This is a genomic window from Spirochaetae bacterium HGW-Spirochaetae-1, assembly GCA_002839375.1.
Taxonomy (GTDB): Bacteria; Spirochaetota; UBA4802; order UBA4802; family UBA5550; genus PGXY01.
This window is the reverse complement of the sequence record PGXY01000001.1, coordinates 386,722-410,607: the sequence shown is the minus strand read 5'-3', so window position 1 is coordinate 410,607 and position 23,886 is coordinate 386,722. Positions and strand designations below refer to the sequence as shown.

Sequence of the window (23,886 nt, the reverse complement as noted above, 5' to 3'; positions counted from 1 at the left end):
CCTCCCCGTATTCTTTATTTTGAATCATCCTCTGCCTGTTATTTCCTCTTTCGTGACAGCTACCAGGCAACACATGCATGAATCACCGTTGGAAATCCTTTCCTGGCTGATTGCGATACAACTACAAGCCTTCGACAGTAATTGCCGATATACCTTCCCCCGGTCAGAGAACGCGCCCGTTGCCGGAAGGTTTCCCGACATCCTTCCGTTTTTCGTACTCTCCCCAGACCCGCCTTTCCCATTCAGTTTTACCGTTTCCGAATCCGCTCCTGCCCGGAGAGTCTTTCCCCTGCCCGTCCCGCTTCAGCCTGAACTGACGGCTCTCAACGTTTCCGGCCGTGATGGATATGCGCTCCTCCACATTCTCGTATCCATCGCGCTCTATCGCGAGGACATGACTCCCTGCCTCGAGAGGAAATGAATCCCGAAAATCATACAGTACATTATCTACATAGACCCGGGCGTCGGCGGGCAGTATATCCAGGGACAGGGTACCCATCTTCTTCACCAGTATATTGCGTATATCGTCTGTTATTCGTTCAGCCAGGGGCCGGAAGGCCCTGCTTGTCGCTATTTCATGATACCCCATGGACACAGGGGCGCCGCAGTTCGTGTTGTTGACCCTGTAGGTTACGCAGATCACATCGGGAAAGATGCGGATCTCACCTGAAACGGAGTACCCGATTCCCCTGTCCCGGAATGCTGAAAGGACCTTCCCGTGTTCGACAATGCCGGCCATTTCAAGTTCTTTTTCCATGACCAGGGCCCCGGAAAATTTGCGCTCAATAAGGGCGATATCACCGACCCTGCCCAGGCCCGTATTGATCATCTCCGCCATGGCGTCGCCGTAGGCGCTCCCTTCGCCGGCTCCGCCCTGGCCGGTAAAGCGTCGAATCGACAGTACGGGCCTTGTCGATCCTCCCTTTCCCGTCAGGGGGCCCCGCAAAGCTTCTTTCATATCGTAACATATGGCCTCAACGGCATAATCCATGCTGTCGGTTGAAACCCCGCAGGTCTGAACGACCTCCCAGGTATCAATATTCACAACTCTTTCATCGACCTCGTACCTGCCGTCAAAAACCGAAATAGTGCCCACGGTTATGTATTCGATGCTCAGATTTTTCATATCCGAAGCCAGGCTTCTATCGGAGAGGATACCGGCCTGCATAAGGGCCAGGTTTTTCAGATAATCCACCACGGCACCGGCCTTCCTGAGGCTGAAGATGTCTATTAAAGGAAATTTTTTTTCCAGGGTGGCGGCAAAGCTGACACACTGCTTTTCAACGGCTTCACAGAAAGGATTGTCAAAGGGAGCCACGGCTATACCATGTTTCGGTGCCTCGGTCCATCCATGAAAAACAGCGCCCATGACGAGCAGCAAAACCGCCGCTGCAATTTTTTTCATCTACCGGCCTCCCAGGTCCGACATCCACAGGGATATTATACGGCGCTCATATTCATCGGAAAGCGTGTCGCGGTACAGGCGGTACTGTTCAAGGGCCTTTACCCTGTTCTTCAGATTTTTTTCATAGAGGATGGCCAGGTTTTTGCGGGCCCGCGGGAAGGGGTTACGGGCCGCGATGGCGTTTTCAAACATGGTTTCGGCTTCCCTGAATTTTCCCAGGCGTACATACATGATGCCCAGATTATTGAAGGCCTCGCCGTGTGCCGTATCGCCGGCAAGGCAGGTGCCATATTCGCGGACCGCTCCATTCAAATCACCTTTCAGGTACAGGCAGTTCCCCAGTTCAAAGTGCGCCTTGTCCAGAGCCGGGTCCATGTCCAGGGCTTTCCGCAGCTCCATCTCGGCCTCGCGGTATCGGCAGGACGCGAGATATGATTTCCCCATAACGAAATGCAATACACTATTGTTATCATTTATTTTCAGTCCCGATCGCGCCGCATCCATGGCGGAAGCAACATCACCCTTTCGAAAATGAATCCCGGCAATCTTTTCCAGGAGACGGCATTTCTCACCGGGCTCCGCCGCCGTCGACAATTCCTTCTCAAGCCTGTGCAGTTCCACGTTGATTCGGGCCTCACCGGCTTGCTCTTTCTGTTCCAGGAGAATTGCCGCATTGTCTTTTTTACAGGAAGGCAAGGCAGCAATGATCAGGGCAGCAATCACAACAACGACTCTCCCCTTATACAGGGCATGGGATTTTTTTTCAATCTGCATAGTTCGGTCTGGATAAATACTGTTAAGAAGATATACGCTGCAAGCAGCCTTAACGGATAGCAGATTAGTATCTGAAAATCAATTATTTTTTTACTATTTTAATAATATCCAGGAGCTGGCAGTGGATGATCACGACATTTCTCTGAGCTGAATAATTGAACGAAGCGCCGTCACCGTATTCATAAGAAATTATGCGAAGCTTCCCCGTAAAGGAAGAACCGGTTTTCAGTTTTTCGATGGTCTGTCCGTCCGTATCGGATGAATAATCCTTATCCCCGATGCCCACAAGATTATATGCCCTGGTATGGAAACGGAACAGCATAAGGGGAAACTGCAGCAACTGTTCCTCCCTGCCCCGGTACTCCTCGCGCACCCGGGAACATGCCGGGACCAGTTCATTTCTTCCACAATCCTTCGTCTTCACCAGGGGACATGCATCGTCAAAACACACCACGGCTCCGGCCGGGAAGCTTTTATCCAGGGCCTTGAATGCTCTCTTTTTCAATTTTTCAACACAGACAGGACAGGGGTCCACGGTGCTGTCTGCCAGGTGCTTAAGAGCCAGCCGGGGAACCTCATATGGAACGAGCGATTCCCCGGGATGCAGGGGGCTAGCCGCCACAAGACATACCGCAGCGATGAAAACCGGTGCCGCGACAGTGTGGGCCTTAAAAAAAGATATGAAGCCCCACCCGGAGCTCCTTTTCCCAGTTCCTGAACTCATGTGTATAGGCCGCAAAGGTTACCTCCATTGCCGTATTGACGGTAAAATGAACCTGCTGGGCAGCACCCAGTTCCAGTTTATTATTGAAATCCTCCACCAAGTTATAGATATCCCGTGCATAGAAATGCATCTTCCAGAATGAGACTATTTTCTGGTACATGCCCAGGGTCCCGCCGAATCCCAGGTCGACAAAATCGCGATAATGCGTGCTCATGTTATATGATGTTTCACCCAGAAGATAGATCATGCTGCCGGGCCAGGGCCGCACAGAGCCTCCCGCGCCGAGATCCAGCCGGTATGCCAGGTGTTCATCGTCGTCAAAATATTTCTGAACAAGCCCTGTCTGAGCTTTCCATGAAAATGATTTAAAAAAGCGTGTCATGGGGGCCAGGGCAACAACATCGAGGATATCGAAACGCTGAAACTGGAACTTGTTTTCCTCGGGATAGTAACGGCAGGATACTTTCCCGAAAACGATCTGCCCGCTTTCCACGTATCCCCGGTCAGAATCAAGAAACTCATGATAGGCGGGACGGAATTCCAGATCCATGTATTTTCTCGAACCGTAAAACCCGCCCCAGAGGCTCGCCCGCGTCGACTCATGCCCCCTCAGGGGATTCTCCGGCACGGGATAGTTATATTCCACCGTTTCATTTGACAGCTCGCTGCGGAGCCCCAGCACGGCACGAAACCTCTTTCTATAGTCCGCCTGGGAAATTTTGCCACGGGAAAATAGAAACTTGATATATTCCGAGGCCAGGTCTATGATTCGAATCCTGTCTTCACGGGAATATTTCTCCAGGACACCGGCACTGGAATCCAATTTGCCCAGGGCCAGTTTTTTTGCCTCGATCTGCTTTTTATCATCAAGGGCCGATGACATATATTTTATACGTGTGGTTTCCGAGGGACGATAATTTATTTTTTTTACTAAACCGATCGCCTCGACCTTTCTGATGGTGTCCACGGGAACTACCCATAGATTAAAATCATCTGTGAGCCTCAGGGACGGACGGGCAACTTCCAGAAGAAATAGAAGATTAAAGGAACAGTTCTCATCAAAAAAGAAATAGTGAGAATAAACATCTTCAAGCTCCACGAGATGCATGACCAGGCGCTCCACTTCCTCCTGCGTAAAGTCCAGTTCATATTCCCAGATATCACGATAGTCAAAATCGCCGTACTCCATGATCTTCATGTAATAAGGAAGAATGGAAAAATACCCCTTATACATACCGAATACACCCTTAAAAGTGAAAATCGACCCGACAGTATCATCGGTAATGGCGGAATAATTAATGGCATGAGACAGGAGTTTGTTGTTATTCGCCGTTTCAATGGTCAGCAGTGTATGACCGAACATGGAGGCGGGACTGTTTATATGCGATGTGGGAAAAATAAGATTCACGGACCGGGGCTGTATCGATTCCAAGAGCCGGCTGTATTTTTCACATACGGATATGGGAAGCTTGCTCTCATCGATATTCAATTCCTTCCTGAGCCAGGCATACCGGGCGATAAAACGGCAGACGGTATGCTCATCCTCCTTCTCGGTGGACAGAAAAAGGGAGCGTATAGTTGCCACCAATTCCGCCCTGGGATTCTTCTTACCTTGCGGTGAAAGAAAAAATTTCGGGTCATCGATCACGCTCACATGGCCGAACCTTTTCTTCTGGTAATGCATCAGGACATGCCAGTATCTTTCATCCCATAGCTTCAATTCTTCGGCTTTTTTAACAAGTTCTGAGCAGTAGGCGTTGTCGGGACATGGCTCAGCATCTACGGCGGCATGAGCGGTTTTCTTCGCCGATACGCAGAATAAAACAAGGGATATGCATATCGCCATGACAGCATACCCCTTTTTTTCAATCGAAGGCATGAAAGAATTTTTTATCACTTATGATTTAACGACAAATTCGATATTTTTCACAACATCAATGGAGGTCACATCGTCGGACGTATAGATGTTTTTGAAGTTGGATTGTAATTTCGAGTAGAGGGCTGCCCTGTCGCTTTCCGACACGTCCATGAGAACAACAAGGGTATTAAGATATTCACCCTGTCCACGGGCGATATCAACGGCCAGATTGTCCATATTGTCGGCAACGAACTTGTTGATCTTTTCGTTGGAGGATATGGATTTGTATTTGTTACAATTTAAGGTACCGGAAGTAATGCCAAACCACTGTGAACAAAACGATCCATTGGTTGTTCCTGCCAGGGTCTGGGAAAGAAGCGCATCAGTTTCACCGAAAACAAGCGTGCCGAGACCGCAGCCGTAGTTCCTCTGCCCGGCAAAAGCCGTAGAACTTAAAACCAGTACGAATAAACCGCCGATTAACATCGCAACAACCTTTTTCATGTTGCTTTCCTCCTTATTTAATTAAATTAATAAATACCATTTTAACGATATGAAATACGCGTTACCGCAAAATCCTAAATTTCCGGGAGAATATATACTAGCATACTCATTTTCAAAATCAAACAAAAATAGTGTATTACATAAAAAAATGAGTTTATACGTTCCGGATCATTACAATCCAGCGGCGGATAAAGGCGGGGAAAGGGATTCATTCCCCGCATATCTTCAAGGATAGTACATATCGCGGGGCAAGTCAAAAAAATCCGTGGTAAAACAGAAAACTGAGGCGCGGGCGGGCCTTTTTTCTATCGTTCTGAAAAATATCACGCCCGAAGGGATTTCCCTGTTGAAAATGAATTTATTTCCCGAGAAACTCCAGATAATGATTCGCCGTTTCCTCGGGCCGCTCCACCATGGGAACATGCCCGCAGTCCTTCATGACGACAAGGCGGGCATCCCTGATTCCCTTCTCCAGCACAGGGGCCGCCGAGATATCGAGAACACGGTCTGCATCGCCCCAGATAATGAGAGTCCTGGCATCAATGTCCTTCATCCTCTCACCCAGAAGAAACGTGGATTTGATCTGATCGAAAATCACCTCGTTCATGGCCCGGGAAGCCACGGCCTTTTCGGCAAGATATGCTTTCACAAATCCCGGTATCCGGGGCGGTTCGACGAACATGATCTTCAGCATTTCATCATATTGTGCTGCGTTACCGGCCACCAGGGGATTATGGCCCTTACGTATCTCCAGCATCACGGGGCTGAGCCGTGGGCCCAGAATACCGGCCGGGTCCAGGAGTCCCAGGCTCAGGACCTCCCGGGGATACCGCGCTGCGTACACACCGGCGATATATCCCCCCATGCTGTTGCCCGTCACATGGGCCTTGGCGATTCCCTTCGCCGCGAGAAAAGCGTGAAGCCGGTTAACCTGCGTATCGATATCATACTTTTCATCGCTATATTTTGAACTGTCGCCGAAACCGGGCACATCAACGGCCAGTACATGGTAGCGGTCCGTCAGATAGCGGGAGAAACGGGTCCAGTTGTCCTTGTTAGCGCCGAATCCATGAATGAGGAGAATGGTTTCCCCCGTCCCTCCTTCCAGGTAGGCGATATCGTGATTGCCGACCCGCAGCCAATCCTCACTGAGACCGGCCCTGGCGCGTTCCACGGTCCTGAATAAAGCAACCAGTGAAGAGGTGCATGATACAAGTAAAGAACAAATAAAAATCAACACGACAAGGATTATACCATTTTTCATACCTCGTCTCATATCCGTCTCCTCTCCCATCTAATTTTTTTCCGTATAATCGTATCAGCCAAGGCTTTCATTTCCCCCCGGCATGCCTCATCCCGGCGGCAATCCCCCTGGCATACAGGTCGTTTAAAAGTTCTATGTCCCTGCAGGTCCTCCCCACGGACATCCGCGGCGGTGAAATCTCCCTTATGCGCACTCCTTCCGGAGGATTATCCATGAATTTCACCGCTTCCATGTATGCATCGGCCCTTTTTCTGAAGGCATCGGCCAGTCGCGGATATTTCCGGAAAAATACGGGCAGGAGGACGCGGGAAGGGCCTCCCCTCTTGACATAACCCCGGGGCCGTGTCCGGATTACCGTTATGTCCGTGGCGCCCCTCCGGTATGCCTCCATGACCGGAATGGAATCGGCAATGCCGCCGTCCGTTGCCGGTCCCTGTTCCGTCTCCAGCATGTTCCGGTAAAGAACCGGCAGAGAACTGGACACCTTCAGGTAATGCTCCAGGCTGTCCTCCCGGGGCTCCAGGTACAGGGCCCTGCCGCTCACGGCCGATGTAGCAGTGATGAGAAAGGGGCCCCTTTTCCTTTCCAGTTTTCCGAAGAGGACCGCGAGGTTGAGGCGATATTCCCTGATGGTAATTTCCCACAGCCAGTCCAGGTCCATATAATGGCCTCCCCGGAAAAAACTCCCGGCGTTCATGAAACGCCTGTCCAGGGAATAGTTTGTGTTGATGAAATAATTGCGTTCAAACTGTCCGGCCAGGTGAGAAGCCAGATTGCAGGCCCCGGCGGAAACACCGATGTACATATCGAAGGGATCATATCCGCATTTCCCGAAGGAATTCAGAACCCCGGCGGTAAAAATACCCCGCATGCCGCCACCCTCGGCAACGAGCGCCAACAGGCCTTTATTTTCATTTTCAGTCATGGCACAATACCCCGGTATATCACCGTATCAGTTTTTCCCCTTTTCATCGCGTATACCGCAGAGCCGCATTGAAAAATTCTGCTTCTCCTTAAGATTCACCAGGCGTGATATCATGATTCTCTGGGCCTGGGGAGACCCGGCCCCGTGCATGGATTCCGTGAGATAGCCCACGGCTGCCGTTCCCATGGTGATGTTTTCTATGAGGCGCAGCACGCGGACACGATTCTCCATGGGGACACTTTCCCTTCCCGCAAAATACTTGCGGACCAGTTCACCCACTTCGGGCGACTGAAGATCGTCCTCGGAAGGCATGGTCACCATGAGCCCCCCGGCAATGTCCTGGGCAAGCCGGGCTATCTCATAGGGAAAACGGGTAACGTTCTGCTTGTGAACATTGGCCAGGAGCGGAGATACATACCATGTCCCGCTGGGTTCGCGGTGCCCCTCGGAGGCACAGGCGATGCAACCGCAGTAGAGCGTTTCGTTGAGCTGGTTCATTTCAATGATCTTGTCTTTTACATGCGATGCTTTTTCAGCGCCGTTATATTCAGCAATGGTCTGCGCCGCGCCGATGAGCACATCGCCCACACCGACCTTGCAGGCGTAGCTCTGCCGATGGTACGAGGCGAACTGCTCCACGAGCTGCCCGGAAAAATCAAATTCACGGCACATAAATACGCGCTCCCATGGAACAAATACATTATCAAACACGATAAGGGCCTCATGGCCGCCGAAAAGCACATTGCCCTGATCGATCTTCCCCTTCTCCAGTTTCCTCGTATCACAGGACTGCCGTCCCATGATGTAGGTAATGCCCCGGGTATCACTGGGAAGGGCAAAGGACACGGCATAATCACGGTCTTCCTCGCGCATGGATATGGTGGGCATGACAATGACCTCGTGGGAATTGACCGCACCGGTCTGATGCGCCTTGGCCCCGCGGACCACAATACCATCGTCCCGTTCTTCTACTATTCTGAGAAACAGGTCCGGGTCTGCCTGCTTATGGGGCGGCAGCGATCGGTCGCCCTTGGGGTCCGTCATGGCCCCGTCGCAGACCAGGTCATTTTCCTGGACATATGCCAGGTATTTGAGAAAACGTTCGTTGTACTTCGTCCCGTGCTTCGCGTCGATATCGAAGGTCGTCATGGAAAGGGCATTGAGCGCATCCATACCCACGCATCGCTGAAAGCAGCAGCCCGTCATGGCCCCCATGAGCCTGCCCATCTTGCTCTTTTTCACCAGGTCGTCGGCGCTCTGATGGATATGCGTGAACCGGTTTATCTTTTCCCCCGTGAGGTGAGACACGGCCGTCATGATATCCTCGTACTCTGGATTCATGGCCATGGCATAGGTCATGGCCACGGCATTCATTGACGGCCTGATGATGGGATCATCAACGACATTGGATACTCTTTTACCGAACATGTACACCACCAGGTCTAGTTTTCTCAGGCTCTCGATGTATTCCTGCGCTGTTTTCATCACCATTCTCCTTCCGGTCTTACAAAATTTTTTATCCGCTGCCTTGGAATAATATCCGGTCCCGCGTCTTCCTTCAGTATTTACTGTTCCGGCGCCCCGGTAAAAATTACATCGAAAGAATCGGCCACGGCGCTTTCCCGGGACAGCAAGCCGTCCACGCGTCCCCTGAAATCACAAAATACCGTTCCCAGAAAAAAGCGCGACGATAATATCTTCCCGTAATAAAAGGCCGCATCAGTATTGTCACGGACCAGCGATTCCAGTGCCTCACCAGTTGTATCACCGGCAATTCTGCGCAGTGCCGTGATGGATTTCGTCAGAGACCAGAGATGCATCCAGGCATGGGAGAGTATCCTCATGGCCTGCTGAAGTGGCGTGGCCCTGACCAGTATCGTTGCCATATCGCCCCTGTCCCTTCAGTCTGAAAGGAACTCAACAACCCTGTCCATGTCCTTCACGGCGTTGAGCACCGGCACAATATACTCTTCCTCAACAAGACCCTGTGCTTCCTGAATCGTTTTCACTATCTTCTTTTTAAATACATTGTAATTAAACATACCGGGATTCATAAGGAGTTTCCTCATGGTCAGGTCCATGGACTGGATGCCATTGGTTCCCTCGTAGATGGAAAGTATTTTCGAGTCCCGTGCCAGCTGCTCCACGGGATAATCGGAACAGTATCCGTATCCGCCGAAAATCTGTATTGCCTCGGCCGTGACGAGCCAGGCCAGGTCCGTATTGCCGGCCTTACACAGGGGGATAAGGAACTCCAGCAGTGCGCTGCTTTCCTTTGCCGCGGCAACATCGCCGCAGTGGATCTCATCGGCAGTCATGGCCGCCAGCATGGTGAGCATGCGCATGGCCTCCACATGGGATTTCATCCAGAGCAGCATTCTCCGTATATCGGGATGATTGATGATCGCTGCCGGGGCGTTTCCCTGTACCCTGTTTTTGGCATAGGTCACGGCATGCATGTAGGCCGAGCTGGAAACGGCAAGACCCTGCAGGGCCACGTCCAGGCGGGCCTCGTTCATCATCTGAAACATGATCTTCATGCCCTGCCGTTCCTCTCCCATGAGATATCCCACGCACCGGCCGTTATCTCCGAAGTTAAGCGTACAGGTGGGGGATGCCTTGATTCCCATCTTGTGCTCAATCCCGGAGCACACCACATCATTAGCTTCTCCTGATGATCCGTCGGTGTTGATATGGTACTTCGGCACCATGAAAATTGATATCCCCCTGGTCCCCGCCGGATCACCTTCTATCCTGGCCAGGACCGGGTGAATAATATTTTCATAGAGATCATTGTCACCGGCCGAGATGAAAATCTTCTGACCCGAGATCAGGTAGGTTCCGTCATCGCGCCGCACGGCCCGGGTGACGAGGGCCCCCACGTCCGAACCGGCTCCGGGCTCCGTGAGGCACATGGTTCCGCCCCATTTCCCTGCCATCATTTTTTCAAGAATGATATCTTTCCGTTCATGGGAGCCGAAATTTTTTACCAGGTTGGTGGCTCCCACAAGCAGCGACACATTCATGGTGAAGGATATGCTGGCGGCAAAAAAATATTCCATGACGGCACGGTATATCACATCAGGCATACCCATACCGCCCCAGCGGGTATCATTGCCGATTCCGGTAAATCCCGCCTCATTGAATACAGCCATGGCATCGCGATAAACAGCGGGAACAGTGACCGTTCCGTCAGAAGGATTGAACATGACACCGGTTTTATCGCCCTGGGCATTAGCGGGATAGAGGTGCTCCACGGCGATCGTTTCCGCCAGATCAAGGACCGACTCAAAGGTCTCCCGGTCGAACTGGCTGAAGGCATGATAGCGGCACAGCCTGTCTGCTTCCAGGATTTCAAAAAGAACGTATCTTGCATCACGGGAATCTACAAGAGGATTGAGCATCATGACAGTATCACCCCATTACATTTATTCAATAGAAACGGCTGTTCCAATACCGCCGTCTTATTTCCCTTCATCTCCCCCTGAATACCGGTTTTCTTTTTTCCAAGAAGGCCCGCATGCCTTCCTTCTGGTCTTCCGTGGAAAAAAGTGAGGCCCAGACCTCCTCCTCCATGGCTATTCCTGCCGGAAGGTCCCGGCCTGTGCCGTAATTGATGACCTTCTTCGCGCAGGACAGGGCAATGGGTGGACGTTCCAGTAACTGCCGGGCAAAGGCTTCCGCGTCGATCACAGGGTCCCCCGCAGTCACGTAGTCACAGAGACCGTATTCCCGGGCCTTTTCCGCCGTGATATACTGCCCTGTAAAGATCATCTCTTTGGCCCTGCTCAGGCCGACAAGCCGGGGAAGCCGCTGGGTTCCGCCGGCGCCGGGAAAGATGCCCAGCTTGATCTCGGGCAATCCCAGCCGGGCATCACCCGAGCAGAACCGAAAATCACAGGCCAGGGCCAGTTCCAGTCCTCCTCCCAGGGCATATCCCCTCACGGCAGCAATGACGGGAAACGGTATGTCTTCCAGTTCATTAAAGACCCTGTTGAAGGTGTACTTGATCGATTCCTGCGGCGTCCGTTCCACCATGTCGGCGATATCGGCGCCGGCAGCGAAATTTTCTCCCCTGCCCGATATAATGAGAGCTCCCAGGTCCGTTCGCGACCTGACATATGTCAGGCACTGATCCAGTTCCATGACGAGTTCCCAGCTCAGGGCGTTCAGCTTGTCCGGCCTGTTCAGCTCGATAAAGGCCAGCCTGTCTTCTTCCCGGAGGATTATATTCGAATAATTCATACCATCACCTTTTTAGTTAATGAACGACCATTAACCATTACGGCACTTTTTGTCAATTCAATTATTATCTGTATTATTCCTTCTTCCCTGACAGACACCACAATAACGCCCTGTCATGGGCCTGGTGGCCCAGGGGACGTCACTTGAGATATGTCTTCTGAAAATCCTGCCGTGTCATGAGATCAAAATAGGTATCAAGCTTGGACATGTTGAAAAGCCGGCTTATCCCCTCGGGAAGATCCATAATTACAATACGGGCATTTTTCTGCGCCGCATCTTTTGAAAAACCGATGAACATTCCCAGCCCCGAGGAATCCATAGTATGAGCCCCCTTGCAGTCGATACCGACGATCTCAGGCCCATTTTCCAGGCACTGTCTGAAAACACCCTTGATCTCTTCGCTGTTGCTTAAAATAATATCACCCACGAAAGTTATGGTAACAATGGACCCTTGCTCTGTATATGATGATTTAAACAATTTTGTGCTCCCCGATGTTTTTTATATGTTTGTAATCACTATTATGGCATACCGGGCATTTCTCAATCATTTTTTTGGATGTTTTTAATTAATCAGTAAATTTTTCTCATTTCCTTGACACTTTTAGTAATTTTAATATACTTTGCCAGGTCCGTATATTCAGAAGAATGGAGTCCCGAAGGATGAATCCGGACACAGTATCTCACATGGTTAAGAGGAAAAAATGAAAGAGAGTATCGCCGCACTGCTGTTATTTGTCTTCCTGGCTCACGCCCCGGCATGGTCTCAATCGGCCGTAGAGATCATCAACCGCGTTGACAATAACAGGATATCCCGGACACAGAAATACCATGTCCGCATGATAATCAAAAAAGGCAGCAGAAAAATATACAAACTCTTCACCGGCTACGGCTTGAATAACGGCGAACAGTTCTTCATCACCTTCACCAACCCCGAAGACCGGGGCGTTAAATACCTGAAGATCGACAGGGAACTGTGGATATACTTCCCCGACGCCGATGACACCATGAAAATTTCCGGGCACATGCTCCGCCAGGGCCTCATGGGAAGCGACATCTCCTATGATGACATGATGGAAACGGAACGAATGAGCAAACTGTATGAAGCGGAGAAGCTCGATGATACGGTCATCGGGGGACGGAGTTGTTTTGTCGTGGAACTGCAGGCCAGGGAACCAAACGCCCATTATGAAAAGCAGGTGCTCTATGTGGACCGGGAAACCTACCTGCCCCTGAAGATTCATATGTATGCCCGGGGAGGCCGGCTTCTGAAAGAAATGACACAGCATGATATCAGAAAAATTGGCAGCCGTTATGTCGCCCATAAAATAATCATAACGGACAAGAGAAAAGATAATTCCAACACCATCATTGAACTCAGCAATATCCAGTTCGATATAACCCTTCCGGCAAATACCTTCAGCAAACAGCGTCTCAGGAGATAGCATGACAGTCCGGCCGATAAACCACTTGTCTTGCATACTAATTATTTTCCTGATATGTGTCACCGTTCAACTCCCCTCCATGGCTGAAGAGGAGGCGGCGGCACAGGATGAAATCACCACCGCCGATCCCGTAGAAAATAAACCCATGGAATTTCCCATGGCCGTCAGGGCGGTACTGAGAAACGATGCCGTGTACACGCTGGGAAGGGATGAAGATTCAGACTTCAGCGATATACTGGAAAGCAGGGTCGTCCTGGAGCGAATCGCAGATAAGTGGAAGTTCTACGCCGACGGACGCCTATACCTTTATTACGGTGATGCCGCAACCCGGCAGGGTAAGTACGAGACAAAACTCATGCGCACCTTCATCCGTTATTATTCCAAAGCCGGCGACATCACACTGGGAAAAACCTATGTCAATTTCGGCAATCCGGGTCTCTTCAATCCCTTCGAGCAGGATAAAAGCGTGATCCTCACGGACCTGTCCTATGACAAGGAAGGAATGATGGCGCTTGAATATCATTATGCCCTGGGCAGCCTGGCAGGCTGGAAATTATACGGCGGAGCCGATGTGCAGAAAGACGACGCCGGTGAATATATTACGATCTACCGCGGCGGAGCAAGCCTCTGGGCCACCATCAGCGGATTTGACCTGGGCGCCGTGGTCATGAGAAATGATACGGACAGGAACATGGTCGGCACCTATTTCAAGGGAGACTTTATCGTAGGAATTAACGGTTCCTGGGCCCTTCACATGGACGACAATCCCGACAGTCCCGCCGGAGAAGCCACGGCCGGTATCGACTACAGTTTTTTTGATGGCCATCTGGTCCTGACCGCCCTGTTTTATTACAATCAGCGGGGACAGGAGGCGCCGGCTTCCTATACATATTCACCGGAATATTATTTCGCCGCGCCCTGGTACTGTTACAACAATATCGACTTCAGGTACGATGAATTTTTCAGTGCCGGCATCGACATGTTCACCAACTGCGCCGACGGAAGCATGATTATAAGCCCTTCCTGCTCCGTTGTTATAGCCAACGGCCTTACCGCCACACTCCTGTTTACCGTACTCACGGGAGACGGCACTGACGAGTTCGCTCCTGCCCGGTACGGCAGGTTCGGGACGCTGATCAGGATCGAAGGAAAATTCTGAGACACTCCGGGGGATAAGATGTTTCTCACTGTGCAGAACCTCAACAAAACATATCACTCAGGGAAGATGGATTTTCAGGCTCTCTATGATATAAATCTTACAGTCGGGAAGGGGGAATTCACGGCCATTGTGGGTCCTTCGGGATCAGGGAAGACCACGCTTCTCAACTGCATCGGCTGCATCGATAACGCCGACAGCGGTATCATCAGCCTTGAAGGTGTGAATATCCGGGGAGAATCATCGAAAGAGCTGGCCCGCCTCCGGCGGGAGAACTTCGGCTTTATATTCCAGACATACAATCTCATACCGGTCCTCAATGTATATGAAAATATTGAACTGCCCCTGAAGCTGCTGCGGAAATACGACGACGTGGAAATCCGCGAGAAAATCATGTCCATCCTCGACGAGGTGGGCCTGCAGGGCCTGGAATCCCGAATGCCTGCAGAACTCTCGGGGGGACAGCAGCAGCGCGTATCCATTGCCAGGGCCCTTATCAAAAAACCGAAACTGATACTCGCCGACGAACCAACGGCAAACCTTGACACGGCCACGGGCGAGGCCATTGTGGACCTCATGAAATCATTGAATAAAAAGGAAAAAATAACCTTCATCTTTTCCACACATGACCGCCTCATCATGAAACACGCACGCCGCCTCATCGAGATCCGTGACGGAAAAATCCACGGAAAAGGCCGCACATGAAGTACCTTGTCAAACTCTCAATCAGAAACATTCTCAGAGCGAAACGCCGCACTCTGCTGACCTTCACCATGCTCACCTTCGGTGTGATCATATATATTATCGTGGAAGGCATGCTGGAGGGATTTGACCAGGCTTCCTTCAAAAACTTCATCGACTTCGAGACCGGTCATTTTAAAATCCGCTCCGGGACCTTCGACGAAGATCATCCCTATGATACGGATAATTACATTCACGATACGGGCTCCGTGGAGAGAAAGCTTGCCGCCCTTTCGTTCGTCGGAGGATATACGTCCAGAATACATTTTATTGCCGAGGCCGACAACAGCGTGGATTCCTCACCGGTTCTCGTTACGGGTATCGACCCGGTCCGGGACAGGGACGTCTTTTCCCTGGAAAATTTCATCGTTACGGGCTCACTGGAAAGGAAGGGAATTCTCATAGGGAAAAGCCTGGCCCAAGATCTGCATACCACCATGGGTGACGGTCTATTCATCACCTTCAGAAACAGCCGGGGCATGTATACGTCCGCGGAACTGACAATTACCGGCCTCATCCAGACCGCTGATCCGCGCATTAACAACTCAACAGTGTTTATCAATATCGGGGAGGCCCGCGAACTCATGACAGTCCCCGGCGCCGCGGAAATATCTTTCAGGGTCGATGACTTCCATAAGACCGATCAATATAAACCTATTCTTGAAACGGCATTCCCCGGCATGAATATCCGGAGCTGGCGAGAGCTCTCCACGAATTTCACGGCTCTCATGGAGATGAAAAAAAAATCCAGCGCCTATATCCTGTTCTTTATAGTCACCATCGCCCTGGTAGGCATCATAAACACGATCCTTATGTCCGTGTATGAAAAACGCAGGGAGATCGGCACTCTCATGGCTCTGGGAATGGATCAGAGGGAGGTGCGCAATATATTTTTATTTGAAGGATTTCTCATCGGCACCCTGGGAAGCATCTCCGGCATCATCATCGGAACGCTGATAAACCTGTATTTTATTTATGTGGGCATCGATTATACCGCCATGCTGGGCGATAAGGGCATGGGCTTCAATGTCATGGGATATGTGAAGTCGGCATGGGTATTTTCCGCTTATGCAAAGGCCCTGATAATTTCAATTCTGGCCAGTGTCATAGCCAGCTACTATCCAGCAAAAAAAGTGATGAAGATGGTACCCATGGAATGTCTGAGGACCGTACAATGAAAATACCTGTCATGACCCGGAGATGGACATGATCCTGAAATTTGCCCTTCGCAACGTACTGCGCAACAGGAAGCGTTCTTTTCTTACGGTTATCACCATTTTCTTCGCCGCCACACTCGTGGGCGTTGCGCAGAGCTGGGTCAACGGCATCATGAATCTGTACATCGAAAACTTCGCCCGGTACCAGACCGGCCACATACGAATCACCACAGAGGAATTTAAAAAGCGGGAAAAATTCATGCCCGTTGACGAAATAGTGCCCGACGTACGAACGCTCATTCATGCAATCACAAAAATTGACGGTGTTAAAACGGTTGAGGAGAAAATCCGCTTCGGCATCCTCCTGGGAAATGACGGCACCACGGTGCAGGCCACGGGGGCCGGGATCGATCTTGAAAACAACTCCCTGGACCTGGGCCATAAACTTGTACAGGGGGAAATTAAAAAGAGTGGCATCTATATCGGACATGAACTGGCCGAAAAGCTTGGCGTTGTACAGGGAGGAAAGCTTCTTCTGGCGGCTAAGACCTCCGAGGGCGGTCTCAACGGCATTAAACTTCGCGTGGAGGGCATCTACCGGTTCAACATGTTCTATGATAAAAAATATTTTTTTATCGGACTCGACGATGCAAAAAAACTTTTAAAAATACATGGCGGCACCACAGAACTGTTCATTTATGCCGATGATATGACAGACAGTGATGCCATCAAGCAGAAGATTGTATCAATTCTCCCTGCCGGGCTGAAAGCCGAAACATACAAAGAACAACTCGGCGATTTTTATTCAGTCCTGGAGAGCTCCCGGACCTTCTATGCCTTCATCGAAATCATCATCCTTTTTCTCGCTTCCTTTGTCATCATTAACACCATGATGATGGCCATATTCGAACGCCTCCGGGAAATAGGCACCATGAAAGCCATGGGTATGACGGACAGGGATCTTTTTCTGAATTTCACCTGCGAGGGAGCAATCCTCGGCATATCCGGGGGCATCGCCGGCGCCGTAACCGGTTTTATTCTCATCACTATCGTGTCAGCATATGGCGTTGATCTTTCGTCGCAGGTGAGCGGTATAGATATGCCTTTTGAATACATCGTCCGCCCCATCATCACTATTCGCGAACTATTCATCGCCCTTATTATATCCATAACAGTCCCAACGGTGGCGGCTATGATTCCGGCCCGCTATGTGCGTAAGCTCATGCCCGCCGAGGCCCTGCGTAAATAAAATAAATGGTACAATTTTGAATCAATAATTTACACAAATGTAACATTCTTGTACCGGTTGAGCATTTTTTTAATTGAACACTGGTCGTAGTATCAATATTTTTAATATGCTGATCGTAACACTAAAAGAAGCCGGGAACCATATCCCTAACTATAAAGCCGTGCAACGGAATAAGGAGCTCATCAGATGATACACTTGCCAGAAAAACAGGGATTATATGACAGTACATATGAACACGACGCCTGCGGCATAGGATTCGTGGCTCACATTAAAGGAGAAAAATCTTTTGATATCATAAAAAGAGGGCTGGAAGTCCTGGAGCGCATGGAACACCGCGGGGCCGAGGGCGCCGACAACAAGACCGGTGACGGCTCAGGGATTATGATCCAGATACCTCATGATTTTTTCAAACAGGAAATCCCCGATCTTCCCGTGGAGGGACAGTACGCAACCGGGCTCGTTTTCCTTCCGAAGGGAGACGGGTATGAAGCTGATACATGCCTGGCTGAACTGGAGCGCATTATCCATGACGAAGGTCAGATGATCATTGCCGTCAGGGATGTGCCGGTTAGCGATTCCAACATCGGAAGAATCGCCCGCGAATCGGAACCTGCCGTCAGGCAGATATTTATAACGGGGAAAGAACAGCAGGATCAGGATACGCTAGAAAGAAAGTCCTATATTATAAGAAAATTGGCGGAGAAGAAAATCCGCGAGTCTTCCCTGAAAGAAAAAAAATCCTTCTACATTCTCTCCCTTTCTACAAAGACGATCGTGTACAAGGGGATGCTCGCTCCCGACCAGGTGAAATCCTACTATCCCGAACTGCGCGACAAACGTTTGAAAAGCGCCATCGCCCTGGTACATTCACGGTTCAGCACCAATACCTTTCCCTCGTGGGACCTGGCACAGCCTTTCAGGATACTGGCCCATAACGGCGAAATCAACACAATCAAAGGTAACCGTTTCTGGATGCATGCCCGCGAATCAGATTTCGCTTCAGATATTTTCGGCGATGACATCGAAAAGATCCTGCCCGTCATTGAACCGGGGAAAAGCGACTCGGCGTCTTTCGACAATGCCCTGGAAATGCTCGTGGCTACGGGACGTTCCCTGCCCCACGCACTCATGATGCTCATTCCCGAATCCTGGAACGATAAAAATCCCATACCCCAGAACCTCAAATATTTTTACGAGTACCATTCAACCTTCATGGAGCCCTGGGACGGTCCCGCATCAATGGTTTTCTGCGACGGTCGCTACATCGGGGGAACACTGGACCGCAACGGTCTTCGTCCTTCACGCTACGTGGTGACCACCGATGACCTCATCGTCATGGGTTCTGAAGTAGGCGTCCAGACATTTCAGCCGGAACAGATAGCCTACAAGGGCCGGCTCATGCCGGGCAAACTCCTCCTGGTCGATACGGTAGAGGGGAGAATCATACCCGACGAAGAGATCAAGGACCAGATCGCACATCAGAAACCGTACCGGGACTGGGTTGAAAACAACCGGGTGGTGATTTCAGACCTTACCTTAAGCGGCGACGCCCCCGTCGAGATCACCGACGAGAAACTCCATGAAATCCATCTCATGCACGGCTATAACCGGGAGGATATATTCAACCATCTTGCCACGATGATCACGACAGGACAGGAACCCACCAGCTCCATGGGCACTGACACGCCCCTGGCGGTATTTTCCGAAAAACCTCAACCTCTCTTCAATTATTTCAAGCAGGTCTTTGCCCAGGTAACCAATCCTCCCATAGACCCCATCAGGGAAGAACTGGTCATGACTCTCACGAGTTATATCGGTTCTGAAAAAAATCTCCTGGCTGAAATTCCCGAACAGTGCCGTATGATTAAATACTTCAGCCCAATATTCACCAATCGCGAAATGGAAACCATCAAACAGAGCACCAATTCCTCGTTCAATCCCGTAACGCTCGACATAGTATTCCCCGCCTCGGGCGGTGAGGATGCCCTGGCCGCAGCTATGGAAAAGCTCTGCATCGAATCCGAAGCGATGATAGATGCAGGCCATAATTTCATCATTCTTTCAGACCGCCGGGCAAACCGCGTCAATGTCCCCATACCATCACTCCTGGCCATGGCCGGCGTACATCATCACCTCATCCGTGCAAAAAAAAGAAAGCGTACGGGGATACTCGTGGAAAGCGCCGAGCCCAGGGAGGTCATGCACTTCGCCCTTCTTTTCAGCTATGGGGCAAGCGCCATCAACCCTTACGGAGTTTTTGCCACTATAGAGAGCCTGAGGAAAAACAAGAAGCTCTCCGAAAATGCCGATTATGAAAAGCTTGAGGGAAATTTCATCAAATCCATAAACAAGGGTATTTTAAAAATACTCTCCAAGATGGGAACATCGACCCTCCGCAGTTACCGCGGGGCACAGATCGTCGAAGCCGTCGGCCTGAGCAATGAGCTCGTCGACCTGTATTTCACCGGGACCGAATCGCGCATTGGAGGCATCGGGCTCAGGGAGATAGCCAAAGAATCCCTTGCCAAGCATCGCAAGGCCTTCGTGGAAAAACCGCAGCTTCTTGAATCCGACGGCGTTTACAGCTACCGCAAAGGCGGCGAGAAACACGCGTGGAATCCCGAAACCATTCATCTTCTCCAGTGGGCCACCAGAACGAACGATTACGAGAAATACAGGCAATTTTCTAAACTGGTTAATAACCACAACCGTTCTCCCCATGTGATACGCGGTCTTTTTGATTTTAAAATGCGTGAATCCATCCCCATTGAAGACGTTGAACCCGAAGAGGAAATCATGAAACGCCTCACTACGGGAGCCATGTCCTTTGGTTCTATCAGCAAAGAGGCGCATGAGGCCATAGCCGTGGCCATGAATACCATCGGCGGCCGCAGCAACTCAGGTGAAGGAGGAGAAGAATCACGCCGCTTCACCCGCCGCGACGATGGAACACTGGCCAGAAGCGCCATCAAGCAGGTGGCATCGGGAAGATTCGGCGTGACCAGCAACTATCTGGCCAATGCCGACGAATTGCAGATAAAGATGGCCCAGGGAGCAAAGCCTGGCGAAGGCGGGCAGCTGCCGGGACACAAGATTGATAAATTAATTGCTACAACCCGGCATTCGACCCCCGGTGTTACGCTCATCTCTCCACCGCCGCACCATGACATCTATTCAATCGAGGATCTGGCGCAGCTCATCTTCGATCTCAAGAACGCCAATCCCCGGGCACGCATCAGCGTCAAACTTGTATCTGAAACCGGCGTCGGTACCATAGCAGCAGGCGTTGCCAAGGCCCATGCCGACAACATCCTCATCAGCGGCTACGACGGCGGAACCGGGGCAAGCCCGCAAAGCTCCATAAAACACGCCGGGCTCCCCTGGGAGCTTGGACTTTCCGAGGCTCACCAGACCCTGGTACTCAATGACCTGCGCGGCCGGGTCCGTCTCCAGACCGACGGACAGCTGAAAAACGGCACCGACATCGTGCTTGCCGGAATACTCGGAGCCGAAGAATTCGGCTTCGGAACGGCGGCCCTCATCGTCATGGGCTGCATAATGATGCGAAAATGCCACATGAATACCTGCCCCGTGGGAGTGGCCACACAGGACCCGGAACTGAGAAAAAAATTCAGCGGCAAACCTGAATATCTCATCAACTATTTCCGTTTCATAGCACGCGATGTGCGGGAGATAATGGCATCGCTGGGCATCAGTACCTTTAACGAACTGATCGGGCGGACCGACCTGCTTCAGATGCGAAAGCTTGACCATATGAAAGCGTCAACGCTCCATCCTGCCGCCATTCTTCACCGGCCGGCCCAGGCCGATACCAATGCCACGTTCTGCGTCCAGGACCAGATTCATAAAATAGTATCCATACTGGACCGCAAGCTCATCGAGAGGGCCAGGCCCATACTCGAAGGCAGCAGGGAACTCAACGTCTACCTGGAAATGCCCATAACGAACCGGGACAGGACAACGGGGACCATGCTCTCCTATGAAATATCCCGCAAATTCGGCGAGGGGGGGCTGCCCGATAACACCATTCAATGCGTTTTTCAGGGGTGCGCCGGTCAAAGTTTTGGTGCCTTCCTTGCTCGTGGCGTAACATTCAGGCTCGAAGGCGATTCCAATGATTATCTCGGAAAGGGACTTTCGGGCGGACGTATCATTGTGGTTCCACCCAAGGGTGTAACATTCACACCGGAAAAAAATATCATTACGGGCAATACCGTGCTTTATGGGGCGACAAGCGGTGAAGCCTTCATACGGGGGATTGCCGGCGAACGCTTCTGTGTACGCAACAGCGGCGCCACGGCAGTTGTTGAAGGAACGGGCGACCACTGCGCCGAATACATGACGGGTGGCCGCATCATCGTCCTTGGGCGCGTTGGAAGAAATTTCGCTGCGGGTATGAGCGGCGGTGTGGCCTATGTTCTCGATGAAGAAGGATCCTTTGATAATTTCTGCAACAAGGGTATGGTCGAGCTTACCCAGGTACGGGACTATGACGATCAGGATTTCATCATTGAAACGCTGAAAAAGCATATCCAGCACACGCAGAGCGACAAGGCAAAGGAGATACTTCGCAACTGGTACGATTACGTGCCCCGGTTTGTCAAGATAATGCCTTTTGAGTACAAGCGGGCAATGAATGAAATGAAAATCGAGCTCATTGACGAAAAACTGAAATCAATTCGGGAAGAACAACAGCTTGAAGGAGCATACTGATGGGAGATCCAAAAGGATTCTTGAAAATAAAAAGACGCGAATCGGGATACCGACCCGTTGAAGAGCGGGTTCATGACTGGGGAGAGGTGGAACGACAGCTCCCCGAACAGGAAAGAAAGCTTCAGGCTGCGCGATGCATGGATTGCGGTGTTCCCTTTTGCCACTGGGGCTGTCCCATTGGCAACATCATGCCGGAATGGCAGGACAGAATTTTCAATAGTGACTGGGAGGCCGCATTGGATATGCTCCAGGAGACCAATAATTTCCCCGAATTTACGGGCCGTGTCTGTCCGGCGCCCTGTGAAGCGTCGTGCGTCCTTGCCCTGAACGACGAATCTGTCACGATTCGCCAGAACGAGCTGGCCGTCATCGAAAAGGCCTTTCAGGAAGGGTACGTAAAACCCCAGCCCCCGGAAATCCGGACGGGTAAGAAGGTCGCCGTGATCGGTGGCGGACCTGCAGGCCTTGCCTGCGCCGACCTTCTGAACCGGGCAGGCCATTCCGTCATCCTGTATGAAGCCGAAGACAGCGTCGGGGGCTATCTCCGCTTCGGCATCCCCGACTTTAAACTGGAAAAGGGAATAATAGACCGCCGCATAAATATCATGGAAAAGGAGGGTATCGTTTTCCGTACCGGCACGTATGTTGGAAAGGATGTGAGCATAAAACAGATCCGTGATGAATCCGACGCCGTGTGCCTCACCATCGGCGCAAGAAAAGCCCGCGACCTTGATATAAAAGGAAGGGAGCTCAAGGGAGTTCATTTCGCCATGGAATTTCTCGCACAGCAGAACAGGGTAGTCCGCGGAGACAGGATATCCGAAACCGATGTCATTGCCGCCTTTAATAAAAATGTCGTAGTCATAGGCGGGGGAGATACGGGTTCAGACTGCGTCGGTTCCGCCAACCGCCGCGGAGCCAAGAGCATAACCCAGATCGAACTGATGCCCATGCCGCCGCGTCACCGCACAAACAGGGAACCATGGCCGCTCTGGCCCAGGCTGCTCAAGACCTCGAGTTCCCATGAAGAAGGATGCGACCGTATGTGGAACGTACTCACCAGGGAATTCATGGGTGAAGGAGGCGCGGTTAAAAAAATAAAGGCCTCAAAGGTAAATTGGCTGATTGAAGATGACGGGAAAATGACCATGACTGAAATTCCCGAAACACAGTTCGAACTGGAGGCCGACCTGGTTCTTCTTGCCATGGGTTTTGAACACGTGGTTCACGAAGGACTTGTGCGGGACCTGGACCTTGCCTGCGATGCCAGGGGAAACATTAAGGTCGATGAAAACTGCATGACCAGCATCGACGGGGTTTTCTCCGCCGGTGATGCCATGCGGGGCGCCTCACTGGTGGTCTGGGCCATACATGACGGCCGGAATGCGGCAGCAGCCATAAACCGATATTTAAAAAAATAATTTCCGATAAAATAGCTGTTTCTATTTCCCCGGATGCCCCGTTTACCGTCACGACGGTGCGTCACCGGTATATCATTTCATGTTAAGAGCACGTCATCCTTCACGGTCACTTCCTATCCTGAGGCCGTCATCTCTTCAAAAGAAACAGCTAGAGATAGCTCTCTTTCATGACAAGAGAATAGCAGAAGACATTCAGGCAGGCCTTCCCGGATATAAAAATATCCTGACCCTATTGTAGAAAAAGTAATAGTATTTGACTTTAAAATAGTATACCTTAAAAGTACACC

At 51.0% G+C, this 23,886-nt stretch carries 19 protein-coding genes; 7 read left to right on the top strand and 12 right to left on the bottom strand.

What is annotated here, in order from left to right:
• Window positions 1-163: 163 nt before the first annotated feature.
• From CVV44_01770 to CVV44_01715, 12 genes are all read right to left on the bottom strand, one after another.
• A complete protein-coding gene (locus CVV44_01770) occupies window positions 164-1,405 on the bottom strand; it encodes a hypothetical protein (protein ID PKL41389.1) in 1,242 nt (413 codons plus the stop codon).
• A complete protein-coding gene (locus CVV44_01765; GenBank protein PKL41388.1) occupies window positions 1,406-2,179 on the bottom strand; it encodes a hypothetical protein in 774 nt (257 codons plus the stop codon).
• An 82-nt stretch (window positions 2,180-2,261) separates the two neighbouring features.
• Window positions 2,262-2,801 (bottom strand): hypothetical protein, encoded by a 540-nt coding sequence (locus CVV44_01760; protein PKL41387.1) that lies wholly within the window; start codon window positions 2,799-2,801, stop codon window positions 2,262-2,264.
• Between the two features lie 46 nt (window positions 2,802-2,847).
• A complete protein-coding gene (locus CVV44_01755; protein ID PKL41386.1) occupies window positions 2,848-4,800 on the bottom strand; it encodes a hypothetical protein in 1,953 nt (650 codons plus the stop codon).
• Window positions 4,801-5,265, bottom strand: coding sequence for a hypothetical protein (locus tag CVV44_01750; GenBank protein PKL41385.1), 465 nt, complete (start codon window positions 5,263-5,265; stop codon window positions 4,801-4,803).
• A gap of 358 nt (window positions 5,266-5,623) precedes the next feature.
• Complete coding sequence (locus CVV44_01745) at window positions 5,624-6,559, bottom strand: alpha/beta hydrolase (protein ID PKL41384.1); 936 nt, start codon at window positions 6,557-6,559, stop codon at window positions 5,624-5,626.
• Between the two features lie 37 nt (window positions 6,560-6,596).
• The gene (locus CVV44_01740; protein PKL41383.1) at window positions 6,597-7,454 is read right to left on the bottom strand and encodes a patatin family protein; all 858 of its coding nucleotides are present in this window, start codon (window positions 7,452-7,454) and stop codon (window positions 6,597-6,599) included.
• Window positions 7,455-7,481: 27 nt separating this feature from the next.
• Window positions 7,482-8,945, bottom strand: a complete 1,464-nt coding sequence (locus tag CVV44_01735) for a 4-hydroxybutyryl-CoA dehydratase (protein ID PKL41382.1) — start codon at window positions 8,943-8,945, stop codon at window positions 7,482-7,484.
• Between the two features lie 74 nt (window positions 8,946-9,019).
• Window positions 9,020-9,340 (bottom strand): hypothetical protein, encoded by a 321-nt coding sequence (locus tag CVV44_01730; protein PKL41381.1) that lies wholly within the window; start codon window positions 9,338-9,340, stop codon window positions 9,020-9,022.
• Between the two features lie 15 nt (window positions 9,341-9,355).
• The gene (locus CVV44_01725; GenBank protein PKL41380.1) at window positions 9,356-10,861 is read right to left on the bottom strand and encodes an acyl-CoA dehydrogenase; all 1,506 of its coding nucleotides are present in this window, start codon (window positions 10,859-10,861) and stop codon (window positions 9,356-9,358) included.
• Window positions 10,862-10,928: 67 nt separating this feature from the next.
• A complete protein-coding gene (locus CVV44_01720) occupies window positions 10,929-11,699 on the bottom strand; it encodes a hypothetical protein (GenBank protein PKL41379.1) in 771 nt (256 codons plus the stop codon).
• A gap of 139 nt (window positions 11,700-11,838) precedes the next feature.
• A complete protein-coding gene (locus CVV44_01715; GenBank protein PKL41378.1) occupies window positions 11,839-12,177 on the bottom strand; it encodes a hypothetical protein in 339 nt (112 codons plus the stop codon).
• Between the two features lie 223 nt (window positions 12,178-12,400).
• Here CVV44_01715 and CVV44_01710 point away from each other — a divergent pair, with 223 nt between their 5' ends.
• From CVV44_01710 to CVV44_01680, 7 genes are all read left to right on the top strand, one after another.
• Entirely contained in the window at window positions 12,401-13,141 is a 741-nt protein-coding gene (locus CVV44_01710; GenBank protein PKL41377.1) for an outer membrane lipoprotein-sorting protein, read from the top strand.
• Window position 13,142: 1 nt separating this feature from the next.
• A complete protein-coding gene (locus CVV44_01705) occupies window positions 13,143-14,300 on the top strand; it encodes a hypothetical protein (GenBank protein ID PKL41376.1) in 1,158 nt (385 codons plus the stop codon).
• A gap of 18 nt (window positions 14,301-14,318) precedes the next feature.
• Window positions 14,319-15,002 (top strand): lipoprotein-releasing system ATP-binding protein LolD, encoded by a 684-nt coding sequence (locus tag CVV44_01700; GenBank protein PKL41375.1) that lies wholly within the window; start codon window positions 14,319-14,321, stop codon window positions 15,000-15,002.
• Complete coding sequence (locus tag CVV44_01695) at window positions 14,999-16,216, top strand: hypothetical protein (protein PKL41374.1); 1,218 nt, start codon at window positions 14,999-15,001, stop codon at window positions 16,214-16,216. The genes CVV44_01700 and CVV44_01695 overlap by 4 nt, the downstream gene beginning before the upstream one ends.
• 22 nt (window positions 16,217-16,238) lie before the next feature.
• Window positions 16,239-17,444, top strand: coding sequence for a hypothetical protein (locus CVV44_01690; GenBank protein ID PKL41373.1), 1,206 nt, complete (start codon window positions 16,239-16,241; stop codon window positions 17,442-17,444).
• Window positions 17,445-17,630: 186 nt separating this feature from the next.
• On the top strand, window positions 17,631-22,178 hold the full coding sequence (locus tag CVV44_01685) for a glutamate synthase large subunit (GenBank protein PKL41372.1): 4,548 nt from the start codon (window positions 17,631-17,633) through the stop codon (window positions 22,176-22,178).
• Entirely contained in the window at window positions 22,178-23,599 is a 1,422-nt protein-coding gene (locus CVV44_01680; protein PKL41371.1) for a glutamate synthase, read from the top strand. Before CVV44_01685 ends, CVV44_01680 begins: the two co-directional genes overlap by 1 nt.
• Window positions 23,600-23,886 lie beyond the last annotated feature (287 nt).